Below are 19,932 nucleotides of genomic sequence, written 5' to 3'. Positions count from 1 at the left end.
AGCAGCGGCCGGTGGGTCAGACGCAGCGGTGGTTGCATGATCCTTATGATCTGGCCGACGTGGTCTGATTTACAACAGCGCTTTCCGTGGGATGCAGGCAGTGTGAGGCGATTGGGTTTTCCTCTATCGCTACATCGCCATGAAGTTATGCAGTCATGCATACAAGCGGCTAGGCCGCTGCGTTAAGTCGTCTCGCTTAAGTCATCACGCTTTTTGCAGTTCCATCAGCGCACGACCAACTTGGCAGGCGTGATGTCCTTACCGGTTCCGGGACCCTTGGCGGCATGGATGCCGCCACGGAGCCTCCACGGACGGATTCACGGCGCGTCCTGGAAGTGGTGAGGGCATCGCGTCCTCGACCAACCGGGCTTTTGATTCAAGCATCGGACCGCGCTTAGACGCCGCCATGGTTGGCAGCTAACAAAACCACCGTACACGCTGCAAGGAGGGCGCGGTCGATGCTTGCTAGGACGCAGCATGTCTCCGTCGTTCACCGGGATTTTCCCAAACCGTTCGCACCCGCTTGACGACCGCACGCCACGTTTTACTGGCCGCTCCAACCCAGCGATGCAGCGGCCATGACCGCGCTCAATACACATCGCGCCGATAACGTCCCGCTGCGGTCAGCGATTCCAGCCGCGTCTCGCCCAGCAATTCGCGCAGCGTGACATCGACCTCACGCGCCATGCTGTCCAGGCTGCCGCAGACATGGATTACCGCACCGCGATCGATCCAGTGGCGCAAGGTGTCGCCGGTCTCGCGCAAGTGATGCTGCACGTAGCGCTTGTGCGCCTGGTCGCGCGAGAACACACGGTCCAGCTGCTGCAGGTGGCCACGCGCGTGCCAGGCCTGGAGTTCGTCGGCAAACAGACCATCGTGCGCGGCTTGCCGTTCGCCGAACAGCAGCCAATGCCCGTGCACGCCAGCCAGCTCGGCCTCGCGCAGCAGACTGCGCAAACCGGCGATACCGGTGCCGTTGCCGATCAACACCATCGGCGCCTGTTCGATGCGATGGAATCCGGGATTGGTGCGCAACCGTGCGCGTATCTGCCCACCGACGGGTGCGTGGCAGATCAGCCAGCCCGAGCCCAGGCCGGGGCTGCCGTCGGCGCCTGTGGTCAGGCGCACCACCGCGGTCGCAACGCCATCGGCCGGCACGCTGGCCAGCGAGTAATCGCGGGTCGGCAGCCAGGCGCAGGCGTCCAGCCAGGTCTGCGGATCCGGATGCGGCGTGGGCGGGCGCGTGGGCGGCTCCGGCAGCACGCGCTCGGCGACGGCCTGCTGCAGCGGCAGCAACTGCGCATCGACATGCACCAGCGCGTCGGGCGGCAGGCCCCAGGCGGCCAGACACGCGCGCACGTGCGTGTAGGCGTGCGCCGGCTGCACTTCGAGGATGTCGCCGGCCTGCCAGTGCGTGCCGGGCGATGGCAGCAGATCGATCTGCCAGATCGGTGCTCCCTCGCTGCCCGGGTTGAGATGCGTACGCGCCGCCAACGTCCAGTGCAGCAGCGTCGGGCGGGCCAGCGGCACGGCGGCCACCGGCGCACCGGCAATCTGCGCCAATTGCGCATGCCATTGCGCCAGGGCCTGCGGATCGGTGTTGTCCATCTCCACTGCCGGAAACAACGGCTGCGCGCCCTGCGCCTGCAGCCACTGCTCGATGCGTCGGGAAAACCCGCAGAACTGCGCGTACTGGCGGTCGCCCAGGGCGAGCACGGCATAGGTCAGCTGTGACAGCGTCATGCGCTGACGCAACAGTTCGCGCTCGAAGCTGCGGGCAGTATCGGGCGGCTCGCCATCGCCAAAGGTGCTGACCACGAACAAGGCATGCCGGGTGCCCTGCAGATGCTGCGCGGTGAGCTGTGCCAGCGAGCGCACCTGCACCGGCAGACCGGCCGCCTGCAGATGCCCGGCCGCCTGCCAGGCCAGCCGTTCGGCAAACCCGCTCTGGCTGGCGAACCCGATCAACCACGGCTCGGCCTGCGAGGCCGCCGGGGCACCGTGCAGGACATCGCGCGCGGCACGCAGCGCGCGCTTCTTGCGGCGGCGATCCAGGTACAACATCCAGCCGGTCACGAAGAACACCGACATGCCGACACTCGCCAGCATCACCACGATGCGGCCCGGCAGCCCGAAGAAGCTGCCCGAATGCAGCGGAAACATGCTCACCAGCAACTGCTGCCCGCGCGGCAGCAGTGCATAGTCCTGGCGACGCAGCAACGCACCGCTGCCCAGCTCGATCTCCAGATTGTCGTAGGCGCGATCGTGATCGGGATGGTCGGGCAGGAACCGCACGCTCAGCGGTTGCCCCGCACGCGGCGGGATACGCAGGTCCAGTGCCGCGCTGTGTGTGGCCGGGATGGCATCCAGGGTGCGTTGCACGGCTGCAAAATCCACCGTGGCCGGGCGGTGATCGCGCCCGTCGCCACGCATCGCCGGCTCGGTGCCGAGCAAGGCCACCATGCCGTCGCGGTACCAGTTGTAGGACCAGGTCAGCCCGGTCAGCGCCACCAGCAGGTACACCAGCAGACACCAGGTGCCGAACACCGCGTGCAGGCTCCACAGAAAACTGCGCCCCTGCCGCCGCCATTCCACTGCCCACCAGGTGCGCAGACTCCACCAGCGTCGCGGCCAACGCAGATACAGGCCGGAAGCGCAGAAAAACAGCAGGATCAGGGTGCTCGCACCGGTCACCGCCTGGCCACGCTTGCCGGCGGTCAGATGGCGATGCAGGTCTTCGATAAAGGCAAACGCGCCGCTCAGCCGCGGGGCGGCGACCCTGTCGCCGGTGTAAGGATCGAAGTACACCCGGCCTCCGTCCTTGCCGGCCAGGCGTGCATTGGACGGACGCTTACCAGTCGGATCGATCAGCATACGGGTGACCACCTGTTGCTGATCCAGGTCCAGCCGGCGCAGCAGCACATCCACCGGCAATGGCCGCTCGCCTGCGGCATGCCGCTGTGCCAGCTGCGCGATGGCCGGATTGGCCAACCGCACGATCTCGTTTTCGAAGGACATCAACGCGCCGGTCAGCCCCATCACCGACAGCACCAGCCCGGCCGTGATGCCGAACAGCCAGTGCAATTGGAACAGGACGGTCTTGAGCACGCGCGAGCAGCCGCAAACAGTGGGCTCGCCATTGTAGATGAGAATCGTTATCGCAGTTTGCGTGGGGTTTTGGAGGCTCGCGCCGTTGACGCAACGCCGTCAGACAGCGACTGCTGTGTCACTCGATCGTTGCAGCAACGCCGGTACTCATCGATCCGCGGGAAGCAGATTGATCAAGCTGCCTGCGCCACACCTTCCCTCCCCATCCGGAAGGATGGCGCGCGCCGCACACAGCGCAGGCCGCGAGAGAACGCGGCCTGCGAGATCGTTGGGTTTTCGAATCGGGCCAAGCCTGCAGGCGCCAATTGCGGCCTGGAGGGCGTCACAGCGCCGCCTCGGCGCACTCAGCCTTCCCGCAACCACCGCGCCACCTGCGGTGCGAAATAGGTCAGCACGCCATCGGCGCCGGCGCGCTTGAACGCCATCAGCGCTTCCAGCACGCACTTGCGTTCGTCCAGCCAGCCATTGGCGGCGGCGGCCTTGAGCATCGCGTACTCGCCGCTGACCTGATAGGCGAAGGTGGGCACGCGGAATTCCTGCTTCACCCGCCGCACCACGTCCAGATACGGCATGCCCGGCTTGACCATCACCATGTCCGCGCCCTCTTCCAGATCCAGCGCGATCTCGCGCATGGCCTCGTCGCTGTTGGCCGGGTCCATCTGATAGGTGGTCTTGTCAGCCTTGCCCAGATTGCCGGCGCTGCCGACCGCATCGCGGAACGGGCCGTAGAACGCCGAGGCGTACTTGGCCGAATAAGCCATGATGCGCACATTAAGATGGTCCTGCGCATCCAGCGCGCGGCGGATCGCACCGATGCGGCCATCCATCATGTCCGACGGCGAGATGATGTCCACACCGGCTTCGGCATGCGACAGCGACTGCCTGACCAGCGCCTCGACGGTGATCTCGTTGAGCACATAGCCCTTGGCATCGATGATGCCGTCCTGGCCGTGCGTGGTGTACGGGTCCAGCGCCACGTCGGTCATGATGCCGAGTTCGGGAAACCGCGCTTTCAGTGCGCGTACCGCACGCTGCGCCAGGCCGTCCGGATTCCAGGCCTCGGCCGCGTCCAGGCTCTTGCCGACCGGGTCGATCACCGGGAACAGGTCGATCACCGGAATGCCCAGCTCCAGGGCCGCTTCGGCTTCGCGCAGCAATTCGTCCAGCGACAGGCGCTCGACGCCGGGCATGGATGCGATCGGCGCGCGGCCGGACAACTCATGCACGAACACCGGCCAGATCAGGTCATCGGTGGTCAGCGTGTTTTCGCGCATCAAACGGCGCGAAAACGCATCGTGGCGCATGCGGCGGGGACGGTAATGGGGATGGGCCATCATGGGCTCCTGTCAGCAGCCCGCAAGTTTACGCCCGCGACCCGCCGCCGGACGCGCTGCGACGCTGTGTCGCAGCGGTGCAACGGGCCGGATCACGCCGTGATCAATGCAAATGCAAGCGTGATCCGCTTTGACCACGCGGTCAGCTCACCCCACAGGGAACGCGCCCGGCTGGCGGCGGTGCCACGCGTCGATCTTCTCCATCGCCAGCCGGTGCACGGCCCTCCGAACTCGCGCGACCTGCCTGGAAGGCGACGCCGCGTGCTAGATCACGCCGCCGCCCAGGCTCAGGCGGATCACCCCGACCACGATCACCAGGCCGTTGAGCAGCAGACCGGTCTTGGCACGTCCGCGATTGCCGGCCGAGGTGAACAGCAGCGCGATCGCCGCGATCAGCGCGCCCAACGCCGCAAACGGGATCAGGAACCAGTTGCCCCAGCCCAGCAACGGGATGAAGGCCAGCACCATCCACAGCAGCGCCACAATGCCCCACAGCAGGCTGATCAATCCCACGTGCCACCTCGCCATTCAAAGAATCCCCGAGCTTAGCGCCGCACCCGCCAAGGCGCTGTGGGCAGATGGTCACCCTGACCAATGGCGGCTTGGCGGTAGCCTCACGTGGGCATGGCTAGGGTGCGGCAAAGTCCAGAGCGATTCAGTCCGGGCGCCGGATCATCGTTGCCATTACCCACAGGGGGTTCCACCATGTACATGCAATCGCTGATCAGGAATGCCGCCATCGCGGCTGCCACCGTTGCCTTGCTGGCCGGTTGCGCCAGCAGTTCCAAGGTGATGCTGGGCCAGGCGCGCGCGCCGATCGACCCGTCACTGGTGCAGGTGTACTCCAATGCACCGGTCGGCTCGGTGGAAATCGCCCAGCTCGAATCCACCAGCGCTGCCGGTTTCGGCACCCAGGGCCAGACCGATGCGGCCGTGCAACGGCTCAAGCGCGAAGCCGCCAAGCTTGGCGCCAACGGCGTGGTCATCGTCGGCGTGGGCTCGGAACGCTCCGGCGGCGGCCTGTCGGTCGGCGGCGGCAGCTACGGCGGCCGGGTCGGCGGCGGGCTGGGCATCGGCATCCCGACCACACAGAAGCGTGCGGCCGGCATGGCGATCTGGGTGCCGGCGGGGGCAAGCGATGCCGCTCGCTCGCCGCCGGGGCAGTGAACCGATCGACTTGAATGCGGGGGATTTCGACTAGCATCAATCCAGCACCGGACGGGGGCTAGCCCTTTCGTTGATGCTTTTTAGTCACACAGCGCCCTAGGCCGGCTTGTAGTGAAACGCCAAATCGGATGCAGTATCCTTCGCCGGCAGACAGGTCGAGCCGGCCAGGCGATGGTTCACTGAAGGGTTGCTGCTGACTCGCAAGACATCACTCGCACTTGGCAAAGCGCAAGCCTTGATCTCAATCACCTAAGGAATAGCCATGAAAAGCTGGATAGGGATGTTGATGTTGGCGGGATGCTTTGCTGGACAGGCGACGGCGCAGACCAAGGGCGTGACGCTGGTATGCCGCATGAACGATCCTTTCCTTTTCTGCTCAGACGGCTGTGCGGACCCTGACCACCACTGGGCACCGCTGGACCCAATCAAGGCCACCATAAAGCCCGTTGTGCCCTATTGCCCGTTTCCGACGACTGCGGATACGAATTACTGCAAAGGCTGGTCACAACGTGCCTTCACGGCGTATTTCCAATACGTAAGTGTCTGCCCGAAAGCGAATAAGACGGGCGAGTGGACCGGTAAAAAGCCTGCGGACATGGTGCCGTTCAAGCATTGATTCCGATCCGGACGGTATGAAACAGAAATCTCGCCTCGCTACTCCAGAGGCGATGTTGACGAAGACGCGTTAACGAATATCTGCGCAAACGCATCTCCATCGACTGCCGAACCTTTCAATGCTCAGGTACTGAAATAGTCAATACCCCGGCTAGCGGAGAGCTCGCCAGGGTATCGAGCAACACAAGGCCAAGGCGCCCTGAATCCTGTAGCCGCTCTGTCTCTATTTGGCCTGCGCTGGGATGAACTGCGTCTCCACCGCCTTGGCCAGCTGGTCCGGCGGCAGCAGGCCCTGGTCGAGCAGGAAGTTGTTGAAGGCCAGGCGGTCGAACTTCTTGCCCAGGACCAGCTCGGTGCGCATGCGCAATTCGAGGATGCGGGTGTAGCCGTAGAAGTAGCTGCCGGCCTGGCCGGGCGCGCGGACGGTGTAGCGGTCCAGTTCCTGGCGGGTCATCGCTGGCGAGAGGCCGACGTCGTCTTCGAGCACCTGGCGTGCGCGTTCGCGGTCGATCAGGCCGAGGTTGAGCATCGGGTCGAGCATGGCGCGGGCGGCGCGCAGCAGGCGGAACTGCAGGGCGATCAGCTGACCGTCGAGCGGTTCGTACGGGACCATTTCGGCTTCGGCATACAGCGCCCAGCCTTCGACGTTGACCGAGTTGAACGCGAACAGGCTGCGCGCCAGCGACACGCCGCGTTCGACCATGGCGGTGAACTGCAGCTCGTGGCCGGGGCGGCCTTCGTGCGCACTGAGCGTCCAGGCGGCCGAGCCGAAGTTGAAGTCGTCGTACTGTTCCTTCTTGGCGCCGTCGGCGGTCGGGTTGCCCAGCGGCAGCACGAACTGGCCCTGCTGGCCGGTATTGCCGATCAGCGGGGCCGGCAGGAAGTGCGGTGCCGGTTGCGCGGCGCTTTCGGCGGCACTGCCCAGGCGCATCTGCATCGGGCGATTGGGCACATCGACGATGCGCTGCTGGCGGATGATCGGGTCGATCTGGTCGATCACGCCGCGGTAGTGAGTTTCCAGCTGGTCGTCGGCGATCTTGTTGCCCTTGAGCGCACGGATCACCTGTACATAATCGCTGCCCTGCACGCCCTTGGCCTTGGCCACCAGCGGCGCGAGCTGACGCATCGCCGAGCGGGTTTCCATGAATTCCAGCTGCGCGCGCTGGATCAACTGCTGCGGGGCGATATCGATGCCGACCTGCTTGAGCTGGAAGGCATACAGCGGTTCGGGCAGCCGGGTGTCCTTGCGTGCCTTCGGCAGTACCGTGGTGCGGGTCCAGCTGGCGTAATCCTTCAACTGGGTGGACATCGCCTTGAGCGCTTCGTCACCGCCGGCGATCTTGTACTTGGCGAACAACTCGCCGATGCCGGCGACGTAGGTGTCCACGTTCGCCAGCGCCTGCTCCACTTCGCGCTGGGTGGGCTGCAGCAAGGTGGTGTTGCCAAGCTGCTCTTCGTAGCGCTGGCGAGCCAGCGTGGTGGTCGGCGTGCTGCCCGGCACCAGGCCGACGTAACGCTTGAGGCGGTCCAGCGCCTTGGCGCGGCGCTCGGGCACGGTCTGGTCGGACAACAATCCATTGAGGCCGCTGAAGACCAGCTGCGGAGCATCGTTCCACGGCAACAGATAGCGCTCGTTGAGTTCGCTGCCTTCGATGTTCTGCTCGGCCGCAGCGATCATGATCTGCAGGTCCTGGCGCACATTGACGTCGCGCTCGGTGGCCAGCTTGGCCTGCAACGCGGCGCGCGCCTTGTTCATCGCATCGCGGTAGCGCGCGGCATTGTTTGGCCCCAGGTCGATGACCTGGTCATCGTAGCCGGGCACGCCGAAGAAGCTGGCGTATTCGGGCTGGAATGGCGCCTGCGCGTTCAGCAGGATCTGTGCATAGCCATTGCTGGTCTGCACCCAGGCCGGCGTGGCAGGTTGGGCCTGCGCGGCCTTACCGGTCTGTGCCTGCAATGGCAGCGAAGCACCGAGCGCCAGCGCAATGGCGAGAACAAGTGGTTTCATCGGGCGGATCCGCAAGTTGAGTAGCGCGACCCTACCCATCCGCGGCGGCTGCGGCAATGCGTCTTAGGTCATGGTCGGCAGGAGTGCGGCGGCGCTTGCGGGTCGGCTACCAGGTTGATTGGATCGGCGGTGTGCTGGCGAATGTCAGCATTTGCTAGCGCCATCGCCCGTGCTTGCGGCTGGCGTCCATCTGGCGCCGGCTTCCCTCGCCGCGCGGCCCGTGCAGGCCCACGCTACAAGGGGAATCTCCTGCCCGACCGCTCTGGTGAATGTCGCCGATGCCTGGCATCGGCGACCGTTTACCACTGCAGTTCCGTCTCCCCGGCACCGATTGCCGGCCGCTCAGGGCATCAGGCAGCGCTGGATAAATGCCTCCGCGGTCTTGTAGCGATGCAGGGCGGTGCTGCCGGACAAGCCGTGCTTGGCGCCGGGATAGGTCATCAATTCGAAGGCAGTGCCGCGCGCCTGCAACGCGCTCATCAGTGCGGTGGAGTTGGTGAACAGCACATTGTCGTCGGCCATGCCGTGGATCAGCAGCAACTTGGCACGCAGGCCGTCCAGATGGGTGGCGATGCGTGCGTCGCGATAGCCGGCGGCGTTGCCGGCCGGCAGGTCCATGTACCGCTCGGTGTAATGAGTGTCGTACAGCCCCCAATCGGTGACCGGTGCACCGGCCACGCCGCAGGCATAGGCCTCGCTGTGTTTGGCCAGCAGCATCAGCGTCATGTAGCCGCCGTTGGACCAGCCCTGCACGCCGATGCGGCTGGGATCGACCCAGCGCTGCGCCTTGAGCCAGGCCACGCCTTGCAGCTGGTCGTCCACTTCCACCGTGCCCTGCTTGCCGTACAGCGCGCCACCGAAGGCACGGCCACGCCGCGGGGTGCCGCGGTTATCCAGCGAAAACACCACGTAACCACGTTGCGCAAGATATTGATCGAACAGCGCATCGCCACGGCTTGGCCAGGCGTCGAGCACGGTCTGCGCGGCGGGGCCGCCATACACGTACACCATCACCGGATAGCGCTTGGCCGGGTCGAAGTCGTCCGGTTTGATCAGGCGATACTGCAGCGGCGTGATGCCGTCGGCGGCGGTGAGCGTGCCGAATTCCACCGGGCGCTGCGCGTCACGGTATCTGGCATACGGGTGCTGCGGATCGGCCAGATCGTTCTTCAACAGTGTGGCGATTTTTTCGCCATTGGCGCGAAACAGCTCGATCTGCGGCGGTGTGGAGGTGTTGGACCAGCTGTCGACATACACGCTGGCGTTGTTGGCGAAGCTGGCGGCGTGCGTGCCGTGGGGTGTCGAACGTTGTTCGATCGCACCGCCGGCCAGCGGCACGGCGTAGATGTGGGCCTGGGTCGGCGACTCCTTGCTGGCGGAAAAATACACCGTGCCGGCTTGCTCATCGACGGCGAGCAGTGCATCGACCACCCAGGCGCCGGAGGTCAGCGGCGTGAGCGTGCGGCCGTCTTCCGATGCCACATACAGATGTTCGTAGCCGCTGCGCTCGGAATTCCAGATGAAACGGCCGTCCTTGAGAAAACGCAGATCGTTGTGGAGCGGCACCCAGGTCGGCGAGGTCTCGGTGATCAGCACGCGTTGCTTGCCACTCGCCAGCGTGGTTTCGATCAACTCGAGGGTTTTCTGGTCGCGCGACTGGCGCTGGAAGGTCAGCCGCTGCGCATCGCGCCAATCCACCCGTGCGAGATAGATATCGGGGTTGTTGCCCAACTCGATCCAGCGCGGCGCGGCGTTGGAACGTGGCGCGATCACACCCAGTCGCACGGCCACATTGGGCTGGCCGGCCTGCGGATAGCGCTGGCTGATGACCTCGGTGTGGTCGGCATAGACTTCGGGGCGCTTTTGTACCGGCACGCCGGATTCGTCGATACGCGCGAAGGCGATCGCCGAGTCGTCCGGCGCCCACCAATAGCCGGTGTGGCGATCCATTTCCTCGTCGGCGACGAACTCGGCCACACCGTTGCCGATGGTGTCGCTGCCGTCGCTGGTGAGCTGCAGCTGCTTGCCGCTGACCAGGTCGATCACCCACAGGTTGCGCTCGCGCACGAAGCTGACGAAGCCGCCCCTGGGCGAGAGCTTGGCGTCGGTGGCGAAGCCTTCGCCGTGGGTGAGCTTGCGCACTGCCGCCGCGCCGGTCTTGCGCAGGTCGTACAGATACAGTTCGCCACCGAGCGGGAACAGCAGTGCATGTGCGTCCGGCGCCCATTGGTAATCGACGATGCCGGCGAAGGCGGCGATGCGTTGGCGCTCGCGGCGGGCCTTTTCGACATCGCTGAGCGTTTCGGTGCCGGGCAGTACGATTTTGGAATCCACCAGCAGCCGGGTCTGGCCGCTGGCGATGTCGTACTCCCACAGATCCAGCTGATTGCGGTCGCTGTCCTTGCCGCGCAGGAAGCTCACGCGCGAGCCGTCGGGGGCGACCTTGGGTTTCATCAGCGTCGGGCCGGACAACGGCAATGGGCCGGTGATGGCGTCGAGGGTGAGTTTTTCGGCGTGGGCGGTGGTGATCGTGCTGAGCATGAGGGCAAGGGCGGCGAACAGGGCGCGCATCGAAGATCCTGTCTTGAGATAACGCACAGGATGCGGGCGCGTGCGGTGTTTGAGAAGCGCGGCGATGCTGCGCGTGCGCGATGAAGGGCTGCGCGCGGTTCTGCGCGTGTGCTGCAGCATGGTGCTGGGGTTGTTGTCGCTCAGTTTCTAGCGAGCAGAGGTGCGTTTGGGCTGATGGTCGCAGTTGGCGGGCTGCGGATGGTGCATGCGCGTTTCGTGGTGCGCAGGTTACGGGGGGCGGTGGGTCTGGCTCCACTTGCGTACCTTCACCCCAACCCCTCTCCCGGGGGAGAGGAACTCAGCCGCCGTGTGGAACTGCCGTGCGTGCCGCGCTGTTGTTACTGCGCCTTCAGCGTTTACCGAACAGATGCTTGCGCTCTTCCTCGCTCAGCGGCTTGCCGGCGTTGGGGTTGACCTGCTCCTTGAGCGCATACGCACGTTGCGTGGCCGGGCGCGCGGCGATGGCGTCGTGCCAGCGCTTCAGATGCGGGAGCTCGGCGTAATCGGGGCGGATGTCGGCGTAGACCTCGATCCACGGATAGCTGGCCATGTCGGCGATGCCGTACTCGGGGCCGGCCAGGAATGCCTGCTCGGCCAGGCGCTTGTCGAGCACGCCATGCAGGCGACGCACCTCGGCGTTGTAGCGTTCGATCGCGTAGGGAATCTTTTCCGGCGCGTAGACGTTGAAGTGGCCCATCTGGCCACTCATCGGCCCCAGTCCACCCATCTGCCAGAACAGCCACTCCAGCGCGGCGATGCGGCCACGCGCATCGCGCGGCAGGAAACGGCCGGTCTTCTCGGCCAGGTACAGCAGGATGGCGCCGGATTCGAACACGCTCTGCGCCGGGCCGCCGTCGGCCGGTGCGTGGTCGACGATCGCGGGCATCTTGTTGTTGGGCGAAATCTGCAGGAAGGCCGGCTCGAACTGCTCACCCTTGCCGATGTTGACCGGCTTGAGCGTGTAGTCCAGCCCGGCCTCTTCCAGGAACAAGGTGACCTTGTGGCCGTTGGGGGTGGGCCAGTAGTACAGGTCGATCATCGTGCGCTCCAGTTCGGCAAGGGGTGGCACGCAGCGCGCGCCTTGGCGATCGATGGTACGACCAAGCCCGCGACCGGTGCGTGCGCGTGCGGTGGTGCTGGCTGGAACGATGTGTGACGCGATTGGCTCGTGGCCGATGCTGCAGTGCAAATTGACTTGGTTAAGCCTGCGCTCACAAATGCACGATTGTGTCATCGACCTTTGCCTGCCCTCTGGGACCGGCTATCTTCATTTGGGGAAGAAATCGTTGTGAGAGAGCCACGCACCCTGCCGCGCACGCGGCGTCTGACGTCTGCCCTGCTGTTTGCCCTGTCGACGCCGCTGGCCGCGCAGACCGCGCCGGCACCGCAGTCCGCATCCACCGTCCCCGGCGCGAGCCAGGCCGATCCCGCCACGCTCGATGCTGTGCAGGTCACCGGCATCCGCGGCAGCCTGACCTCGTCGATGAACGTCAAGCGCGATGCGCAAGGCATCGTCGACGGCATCGTGGCCGAAGACATCGGCAAGTTCCCCGATACCAATCTGGCCGAATCGCTGCAACGTATCAGCGGCGTGTCGATCGACCGTTCGCTGGGCGAAGGCTCGCGCGTCACCGTGCGCGGCGTCGGCCCGGACTTCAACCTGGTGCTGTTGAACGGCCGGCAGATGCCGGGCGCCAGCATCGAGGAATCCAACGCCTCCAATTCGCGCGCGTTCGACTTCGCCAACCTGGCGTCGGAGTCGATCTCCGGCATCGAGGTGTTCAAGACCAGCCGCGCCAGCACGCCCACCGGCGGCATCGGTGCGACCATCAACATCAAGACCAGCCGGCCACTGGACAACCCGGGCCTGCATGCCAACGTCGGCCTCAAGGGCGTGCACGACAGCTCCAACGAGAATCTGCCCGGACGCCTGCAGGGCGATTCGCTGACCCCGGAAATCTCCGGCATCTTCAGCAATACCTCGGCCGATGGGCGCTTCGGCGTATCGCTGAGCGGCAGCTACCAGGAACGTGACTTCGGCTATAGCCAGGTCGGCGTGCCCAACGGCTGGCGTTCGTTCCGCGGCGATTCCACCGCCTACGGCACCATCCCGCAGCCGGGTACACCGGGCTCGGAAAACATCGTCAACCGCCCCGGCCCGAATGACATCTATTCGGTGCCGCAGAACCTCAACTACCGCGTGGTCGGCGTCGAGCGCCAGCGCACCAACGGCCAGTTGACGCTGCAGTACAAGCCGCTGGACAACGTCACCACCACGCTGGATTACACCTATTCGGAAAACAAGATCCAGCAGCAGCGCAACGAGATGTCGGTGTGGTTCAACTATGGGCCGTCGGCCAGCGCCTGGACCAATGGCCCGGTCGCCGGGCCGGTGAGCTATTCGGAAATCGTCAATCCGGCCACCAGCGATCTGGCCACCGCCGGCTCCAACGCGGCCACGCGCAACCAGAACAAGTCACTGGGTTTCAACGTGGATTGGGCGGTGAACGACCAATTCAAGCTCAACTTCGACATCCACCGCTCCACCGCAGAAGCCGGTGCGGACAGCCCGTTCGGTTCCAGCAATTCGCTGGGCGTGTCCGGCTTTTACCGCGGCACCTCGGTGGTGGATTTCAGCAAGGATTTCCCGGTGTTGCAGCAGCAGCTGGGCTTTGGCCTGACCGGGCTGGATCCGTCGCGCACCTTGGTCACCGGCTCGGCGTTCCGCAACAGCTACATGAAGTCGGAGATCGACCAGGCCCAGGTCAACGGCGACTTCACCTTCGAAAATTATTCGCAGTTGAAGTTCGGTATCGGCAGCACCGAGGTCAAGAACCGCTCGGCATTCTCCAACGTGCAGCGCGACACCTGGGGCGGTGCCGGCACCGCGGCCGATTATCCGGACGATCTGTGGATCCCCAGTTCGTTTGCGCAGTACTTCGATGCGATCGACGGCAGCGGCAATCCGGCACAGTTCAACCAGCTGTTCCTGTTCGACTTCGAACGTGCCCGCCAGGCGGCCGCGCAGGTGGCCGGCGACGATGCGCTGTACCGCACCTCGCCGGTGTTCACCACCGACCGCCGCGTGACCGAAAAATCCAAGAACGCCTACCTGCAGTGGAACAACAGCTGGGACGATCTGCGCGTGCCGATCAGCCTGGCCGCCGGTGTGCGTTACGAAGAAACCAAGGTGGAGGCGCAGGCACTGGTGCCGGTGGCGGTGGGCATCGACTGGGTCGCCAACAACGAGTTGCCGATCCGCCTGGCCGACTCGGCGTTCGCCAGCGGCAGCGGCAAATACGAATACTGGCTGCCCAGCCTGGACCTGAGCTTCAAGCTCACCGAGGATCTGGTGCTGCGCGGCAGCTACGGCGAAACCATCGGGCGGCCCGGCTGGGGCGATATCCAGGGCGGGCAGACGCTCAACCAGATCGCGCGCCTGGAAGGCGGCACCGGCCAGGAAGGCAATCCCGGCCTGAAGCCGCTGCTTTCGCACAACATCGATTTTTCGCTGGAGTGGTACTACAGCGATGCCAGCTACGCCTCGGTGGGCTTCTTCCGCAAGAACATCGACAACTACATCGGCGTGACCACGCGCAACGACACCTCGCTGGGCCTGAACACGCCAGTGGGTGGTGCGTACTGGAACGAAGCGCTGGGCAACGGCTGCGCCTCGGCCGACCTGACCTGCATCCGCAACTACATCTTCCGCAACCGCGGCGGTGCGCCGGGTGTGGCGCGCGGGCCGGACGACTCCAACGGCAACGCCACCGGCGTGATCAGCGGGCAGCCGGGCGATCCGGTGGCCAACTTCGCCATCACCGCGCCGGCCAACCAGCGCTCGGCCTCGCTGGACGGTTGGGAATTCAACCTGCAGCACATGTTCGGCGACAGCGGCTTCGGCGTGTCGGCCAACTACACCAAGGTCGACTCCGGCCTGACTTACGACAACTACGTGATCGGCGAGCAATTCGCGCTGGAAGGGCTGAGCGATTCGGCCAACGTGGTCGGCTTCTACGACCGGGACAAGTGGCAGGTGCGTGCGGCCTACAACTGGCGCGACGAGTTCCTGGCCGCACGTTTCGACGGCAGCGGCCAGCCCAACCCGGTCTACACCGAAGCCTATGGCCAGCTGGACCTGAGCATCGGCTACCAGTGGACCGAGAACCTGTCGCTGAGCCTGGAGGCGATCAACCTCACCGACGAGGTGCAGCGCCAGCACGGCCGTCACCCGAACCAGATCATCTACGCCACCCAGACCGGCCCGCGCTACATGCTGGGCGTGCGTTACAAGTTCTGGTGATGCAGCGCGTTAGTCATGCAGTGATGTTCTTTTAAGCGTTCCCGGCAGCGAGTCTGCCGGGGCGTTCGCACGGCGCTCTCGTGGCGTTTCCCGGATGTGTCGCATCCGGGACTTGCCATGCCGAAGCAACTGTCCAAGCATGGGCCACGCGCCCCGCGTGATGTGTCTCCCCCCATGACCAATGCCGTGTTGTTGAACAACCTCGATCACCGCGACCTGCGCGTGATCACCGTGCACGGCGCCGCCTACGGCGACGACGTGATGTCGGCCGCGACCTTTCCGCAGGAGTTCCGCCAACTGCAGGCGCAGTACCCGATCGTGTTCCATCGCAGCGGCGAGCGCAGTTTTCAGCCGCTGGCATTGCTGGGATTACGCTTGGGCGAGAACCTGTTCCTGGATGGTGCGCGCTGGGATGCGCCGTACGTGCCTCTGGCGATCCAGCGGCAACCGTTTTTGATCGGCGAGCAAGAGGACGGGCCGATGGTGCACGTGGACCTGGACAGCCCGCGCATCAGCCGCAGCGAAGGCGAGGTGCTGTTTCGCGAACACGGCGGTACCACCGAATTTCTCGACCACATCGGCCAGGTGTTGCGCACCTTGCACGATGGCCTGGCCGCGAGCGAGGCGTTCGTCGACCGCTTGCTTGGCTACGACTTGCTCGAACCGTTCGTGTTCGAGGCCACGCTGCAGAACGGCCTGGAATGCCGTCTGACCGGGCTCTACGCCGTGCACGAGGAACGCCTGCGCGCACTCGACGATGCGGCCCTGCTCGACCTGCACCGGCATGGCGATCTGGAGCCGTTATACATGGCGGTGGCCTCGGTCGCGCAGTTCCGCCATCTGCTCGACCGCATGCAGCGCCGTCATGCTGGCTGAGCCGCGCGCCATCGAAGAACGGCACGGGCTGGACCCGCAGCAGCTGGACCCGGCCGTGCTGCGCTCGACCACGCCGTTGGTATTGCGCGGGCTGGTGCACGACTGGCCACTGGCGCAGGCCGGCGCCACCTCGGCGCAGGCGGCGGCGGCCTACCTGCGCGGTTTCGATCGCGGCGAAGCGGTGGTGGCACAGGTCGGCCCGCCGGACATCGGCGGGCGCTTCTTCTACAACGCGGACATGAGCGGCTTCAATTTCCGTCCCGAGCGCGTGCCACTGGGCGTGGTGCTGGAGACCTTGTTGCGCGATCTGCACAACCCGCAGCCACCGGCGATCTACGTCGGCTCCACCACGCTGGACACCTACCTGCCCGGCCTGCGCGCGCATAACCCGATCGCGCTGCCGCAGCGCGAGCCGCTGGCCAGTATCTGGATCGGCAACCGCACCCGCATCGCCGCCCATCAGGACCTGCCCGACAACCTGGCCTGCGTGGTCGCCGGGCGCCGCCGCTTTACCCTGTTTCCGCCGCAGCAACTGGCCAATCTGTATATCGGCCCACTCGATCTCACCCCGGCCGGTCAGCCGGTCAGCCTGGTGGATATCGCCGCGCCGGACCTGCAGCGCTTTCCACGCTATGCGCAGGCGCTGGAACACGCGCTGGTGGCCGAGCTGGAACCGGGCGATGCATTGTTCATTCCCAGCATGTGGTGGCATCACGTCGAAGCGCTGACGCCGTTCAACGTGCTGGTGAATTTCTGGTGGCGGCAGAGCCCGGCCTACATGGATTCGCCGATGAACGCGCTGATGCTGGCGCTGCTCACCCTCCGCGACCTGCCAGCGGAACAACGCGCGATCTGGCAGGACGTGTTCGACCATTACGTGTTCGATGCCGATGCGGACACCGCCGCACACATGCCGGAGTCTGCGCGCGGCGTCCTGGCGCCGATGGACGAGGCCCGTGCCCGCAGCCTGCGCGCGCGGTTGCTGCAACGCCTGAATCGCTGAGGATCTGACGCCATGACCGACACCGCCCCTTCCGACCCACAACAGCGCCCGGTACGCCGCGTCGTCATCGCCGGTGGCGGCACCGCCGGCTGGATGGCCGCCGCCGCGTTATCCAAAGTGCTGGGCCGGCACCTGCAGATCACCCTGGTGGAATCGGACGAGATCGGTACGGTGGGCGTGGGCGAAGCCACCATTCCCAGCCTGGTCACCTTTCACCGCCTGCTGGAGATCGACGAGGCCGCGTTCATGGCCGCCACGCAGGCCACCATCAAGCTGGGCATCGGCTTCGAACACTGGCGTGATGTGGACCGGCATTACATCCACTCCTTCGGCCACACCGGCACCGATCACTGGAGCGCGGGCTTCCAGCATTTCTGGTTGAAGGGCCGGCAGCGTGGCCTGGCGCGCGACTTCGGCGACTACTGCCTGGAACTGCGTGCCGCGCAGGAAGGCCGCTTTGCGCATCTGCCCAATGGCGGCATGAATTACGCCTACCACCTGGATGCCGGCCTGTACGCGCGCTTCCTGCGCCGCTTCTGCGAAGGCTTCGGCGTGCAGCGCATCGAAGGCCGCATCGGCAGCGTGGAGACCCACGCGCACAGCGGCTATCTCACCGCGCTGACGCTGGACGACGGCACGCGGGTGGAAGGCGATCTGTTCCTGGATTGCACCGGCTTTGCCGGTCTTCTGATCGGCAAGGTGCTGGGTGTGGGCACGGACGACTGGTCGCAGTGGCTGTTCGCCGACAGCGCGCTGGCGGTGCAGACCGAATCGGTCGGCGCGCCGGTGCCCTACACCCGCTCGCGCGCCGATCAGGCGGGCTGGATGTGGCGCATTCCGCTGCAGCACCGCGTCGGCAACGGCATCGTGTACTCCAGCCGCTACATGGATCAGGACAGCGCCGCGCAGGTACTGCAGCGCAATCTCAGCGGCCGCGCACTAACCCAGCCGCGCGCACTGCGCTTCACGCCCAATCAGCGGCATCGGGTCTGGGAAAAGAACTGCGTGGCGCTGGGGCTGGCCAGCGGCTTCCTGGAGCCGTTGGAATCGACCAACATCCATCTGATCCAGCGCGGCATCATCCGGCTGATGCAGACCTTTCCGCAGGTCATCAACGATGTCGACATCGCCGAATACAACCGCCAGGCCGCCGCCGAAATCACCCATATCCGCGATTTCGTGATCCTGCACTACCACGCCACCGACCGCCGCGACACGCCGTTCTGGCGCGATTGCGCGGCGATGGACATCCCCGACACGCTGCGGCACCGGGTGGAGTTGTTCCGCCAGAGCGGGCGGGTATTCCACCAGGCCAACGAGCTGTTTGCCGAAAATTCCTGGGTGCAGGTGATGCTGGGCCAGGGCATCACACCAAAGCAGCACCACCCGGTGGCCGACCTGATGGGCGATGCCGAGCTTCGTCATTTCCTGGAGACCATCCGCACGCGGGTCGATGCCGCATTGGCGCGGCTGCCTGCGCATGCGGACTTCCTGCGCCGCTACTGCCCTGCGCCGCCGCTGCCCGAGCCGGCCACGCGGCTGCCGGCCAACGCCGCACTGGCCACCGGAGCGCGATGAATTTCGCGCCCGGCAGGCGCCCCCCTTGGCTTAGACCGCCCCAGCAATGCTAGATTGCCGCTTTGCCGTCCATTGCGGGAACAATGGCCGGCCTCGCCGCAGCATCTTTCGCAATCGGGGTAAGGGGGACGCATGTTGGATCTGACACAGGGCCGTATGGCACGCCGGATCGCGCCGGTCATTTTGTTGGTCGGCCTGGCCGCCTGCTCCAAGCAGGACGACAAGGCCGCCGCCACCGCGCCTGCCACCGGCGCCACGCCTGCGGCACCTGCCGCCGCGCCGACGCCGGCCACCGCAGTGTCGCCGCAGGTGCAATCGATGGCCGCCGACCAGTTGCGCGCATCGGCCACCAAGGCCTTGCAGGACAATCGCATGTACGCCCCGGCCGGCGACAACGCGGTGGAGTACTACCTGGCCTTGCGTGAAAAGCAGCCGCAGGACGCCACCGTCAACAGCGCGCTGACCGACCTGCTGCCGTACACGCTGATCGCCGCCGAACAGGGCATCAGCCGCGAAGAATTCCCCGAAGCGCAGCGCCTGATCGCGTTGATCGAAAAGGTCGACCCCAAGGCACCGGCACTGCCGCGCCTGAAGAGCGGCCTGGAGACCGGCATGAAGACCGCCGCCAGCCGCTCCGAGCAGGATGCCGAGCAGGCCAAGAAGCTGGTCGAAGACAAGGCCAAGCAGGCGGCCGAGCAGAAGCGTCTGGCCGAGCAGCAGACCCGCGAGGCGGCCGCTGCGCAGCAGATCGCCGCGCAACAGGAAGCCGCCCGCCAGCAGAGCGCAGAGGCCGAACGCCAGGCTGCGGCGCGCCGTCAGGCCGAGACCCCGACGCCTGCTCCGACCCCGGCCGCCCCGCGCCCGGCCCCGGCGACTGCCGCAGCTGCACCGGCCGCGCAGTCGCTGCGCCCGATCAGCACCCCGGCACCGCGTTATCCCCCCGAGGCGCTGCGCGCCGGCACCTCCGGCGAAGTGCTGGTGGAGATCACCGTCGGCACCGATGGCTCGATCACCGCCTCGCGCGTGCTGCGCGCCACCCCACCGCGCGTGTTCGACCGCGAAGCGCTCAATGCGGTCAAGCGCTGGCGCTTCGAACCGGTGGCCGCACCGGTGACCACGCGGCGCACGCTGTCGTTCAACCCCGGTGGTTGAGTGGTGCGTTGGGCGATCGAGTGCATCTGCATGCGGCTGAGTGAGTGAGTCTGTTGGTTGCTTGGTTGCTTGATTGGTTGCTTGATTGGTTGCTTGGTTGCTTGGTTGCTTGGTTGCTTGGTCGTTGATCGCTTGATTGGTCGATCGTTTGTTGATTGCTGGCTGATGGCTGATGGCTGATGGCTGATGGCTGATGGCTGATGGCTGATGGCTGATG

At 65.7% G+C, this 19,932-nt stretch carries 13 protein-coding genes; 7 read left to right on the top strand and 6 right to left on the bottom strand.

Annotation, left to right across the window (positions count from 1 at the left end):
• Positions 1-588: 588 nt before the first annotated feature.
• From GGR73_RS19450 to GGR73_RS19440, 3 genes are all read right to left on the bottom strand, one after another.
• Positions 589-3,108, bottom strand: coding sequence for a sulfite reductase flavoprotein subunit alpha (locus tag GGR73_RS19450; RefSeq protein WP_184458402.1), 2,520 nt, complete (start codon positions 3,106-3,108; stop codon positions 589-591).
• Positions 3,109-3,452: 344 nt separating this feature from the next.
• Positions 3,453-4,442, bottom strand: coding sequence for a porphobilinogen synthase (hemB, locus tag GGR73_RS19445; RefSeq protein ID WP_126966439.1), 990 nt, complete (start codon positions 4,440-4,442; stop codon positions 3,453-3,455).
• Positions 4,443-4,706: 264 nt separating this feature from the next.
• A complete protein-coding gene (locus tag GGR73_RS19440; protein WP_024939083.1) occupies positions 4,707-4,949 on the bottom strand; it encodes a hypothetical protein in 243 nt (80 codons plus the stop codon).
• Between the two features lie 198 nt (positions 4,950-5,147).
• On the opposite strand from GGR73_RS19440, the gene GGR73_RS19435 reads away from it, so the two are divergent.
• Positions 5,148-5,609 carry a hypothetical protein gene (locus tag GGR73_RS19435; RefSeq protein WP_154832846.1) on the top strand — a complete coding sequence of 154 codons (462 nt, stop codon included), beginning with the start codon at positions 5,148-5,150 and terminating at the stop codon, positions 5,607-5,609.
• A 262-nt stretch (positions 5,610-5,871) separates the two neighbouring features.
• On the top strand, positions 5,872-6,225 hold the full coding sequence (locus tag GGR73_RS19430; protein ID WP_102251106.1) for a hypothetical protein: 354 nt from the start codon (positions 5,872-5,874) through the stop codon (positions 6,223-6,225).
• Between the two features lie 222 nt (positions 6,226-6,447).
• On the opposite strand, the gene GGR73_RS19425 is transcribed toward GGR73_RS19430, so the two are convergent.
• From GGR73_RS19425 to GGR73_RS19415, 3 genes are all read right to left on the bottom strand, one after another.
• Positions 6,448-8,232 (bottom strand): DUF885 domain-containing protein, encoded by a 1,785-nt coding sequence (locus GGR73_RS19425; RefSeq protein WP_184458400.1) that lies wholly within the window; start codon positions 8,230-8,232, stop codon positions 6,448-6,450.
• 342 nt (positions 8,233-8,574) lie between these two features.
• Complete coding sequence (locus GGR73_RS19420; RefSeq protein ID WP_184458399.1) at positions 8,575-10,803, bottom strand: S9 family peptidase; 2,229 nt, start codon at positions 10,801-10,803, stop codon at positions 8,575-8,577.
• A gap of 349 nt (positions 10,804-11,152) precedes the next feature.
• Positions 11,153-11,842 carry a glutathione binding-like protein gene (locus tag GGR73_RS19415; RefSeq protein ID WP_184458500.1) on the bottom strand — a complete coding sequence of 230 codons (690 nt, stop codon included), beginning with the start codon at positions 11,840-11,842 and terminating at the stop codon, positions 11,153-11,155.
• A gap of 249 nt (positions 11,843-12,091) precedes the next feature.
• Between GGR73_RS19415 and GGR73_RS19410 the strand changes: the two genes are divergently transcribed.
• The 5 genes from GGR73_RS19410 to GGR73_RS19390 all read left to right on the top strand — a co-directional run bounded on the left by GGR73_RS19410 (position 12,092) and on the right by GGR73_RS19390 (position 19,715).
• Complete coding sequence (locus GGR73_RS19410; RefSeq protein ID WP_184458397.1) at positions 12,092-15,106, top strand: TonB-dependent receptor; 3,015 nt, start codon at positions 12,092-12,094, stop codon at positions 15,104-15,106.
• A 174-nt stretch (positions 15,107-15,280) separates the two neighbouring features.
• Entirely contained in the window at positions 15,281-15,982 is a 702-nt protein-coding gene (locus tag GGR73_RS19405; protein ID WP_184458395.1) for a SapC family protein, read from the top strand.
• The gene (locus GGR73_RS19400) at positions 15,972-16,985 is read left to right on the top strand and encodes a cupin-like domain-containing protein (RefSeq protein ID WP_184458393.1); all 1,014 of its coding nucleotides are present in this window, start codon (positions 15,972-15,974) and stop codon (positions 16,983-16,985) included. Before GGR73_RS19405 ends, GGR73_RS19400 begins: the two co-directional genes overlap by 11 nt.
• 12 nt (positions 16,986-16,997) lie before the next feature.
• A complete protein-coding gene (locus tag GGR73_RS19395; RefSeq protein WP_184458391.1) occupies positions 16,998-18,563 on the top strand; it encodes a tryptophan halogenase family protein in 1,566 nt (521 codons plus the stop codon).
• Between the two features lie 132 nt (positions 18,564-18,695).
• Complete coding sequence (locus GGR73_RS19390) at positions 18,696-19,715, top strand: energy transducer TonB (protein WP_047127581.1); 1,020 nt, start codon at positions 18,696-18,698, stop codon at positions 19,713-19,715.
• Positions 19,716-19,932 lie beyond the last annotated feature (217 nt).

The organism is Xanthomonas sp. F14, from assembly GCF_014199865.1.
The sequence above is the reverse complement of the archived record's forward strand: the minus strand, read 5'-3'. Positions and strand labels throughout refer to the sequence as shown.

What these genes read in the sequence shown, in the direction of transcription:
- hemB (WP_126966439.1), bottom strand. Translation starts at nt 4,442, where the DNA reads ATGGCCCATCCCCATTACCGTCCCCGCCGCATGCGCCACGATGCGTTT.
- GGR73_RS19435 (WP_154832846.1), top strand. Translation starts at nt 5,148, where the DNA reads ATGTACATGCAATCGCTGATCAGGAATGCCGCCATCGCGGCTGCCACC.
- GGR73_RS19430 (WP_102251106.1), top strand. Translation starts at nt 5,872, where the DNA reads ATGAAAAGCTGGATAGGGATGTTGATGTTGGCGGGATGCTTTGCTGGA.
- GGR73_RS19425 (WP_184458400.1), bottom strand. Translation starts at nt 8,232, where the DNA reads ATGAAACCACTTGTTCTCGCCATTGCGCTGGCGCTCGGTGCTTCGCTG.
- GGR73_RS19420 (WP_184458399.1), bottom strand. Translation starts at nt 10,803, where the DNA reads ATGCGCGCCCTGTTCGCCGCCCTTGCCCTCATGCTCAGCACGATCACC.
- GGR73_RS19415 (WP_184458500.1), bottom strand. Translation starts at nt 11,842, where the DNA reads ATGATCGACCTGTACTACTGGCCCACCCCCAACGGCCACAAGGTCACC.
- GGR73_RS19405 (WP_184458395.1), top strand. Translation starts at nt 15,281, where the DNA reads ATGACCAATGCCGTGTTGTTGAACAACCTCGATCACCGCGACCTGCGC.
- GGR73_RS19400 (WP_184458393.1), top strand. Translation starts at nt 15,972, where the DNA reads ATGCTGGCTGAGCCGCGCGCCATCGAAGAACGGCACGGGCTGGACCCG.
- GGR73_RS19395 (WP_184458391.1), top strand. Translation starts at nt 16,998, where the DNA reads ATGACCGACACCGCCCCTTCCGACCCACAACAGCGCCCGGTACGCCGC.
- GGR73_RS19390 (WP_047127581.1), top strand. Translation starts at nt 18,696, where the DNA reads ATGTTGGATCTGACACAGGGCCGTATGGCACGCCGGATCGCGCCGGTC.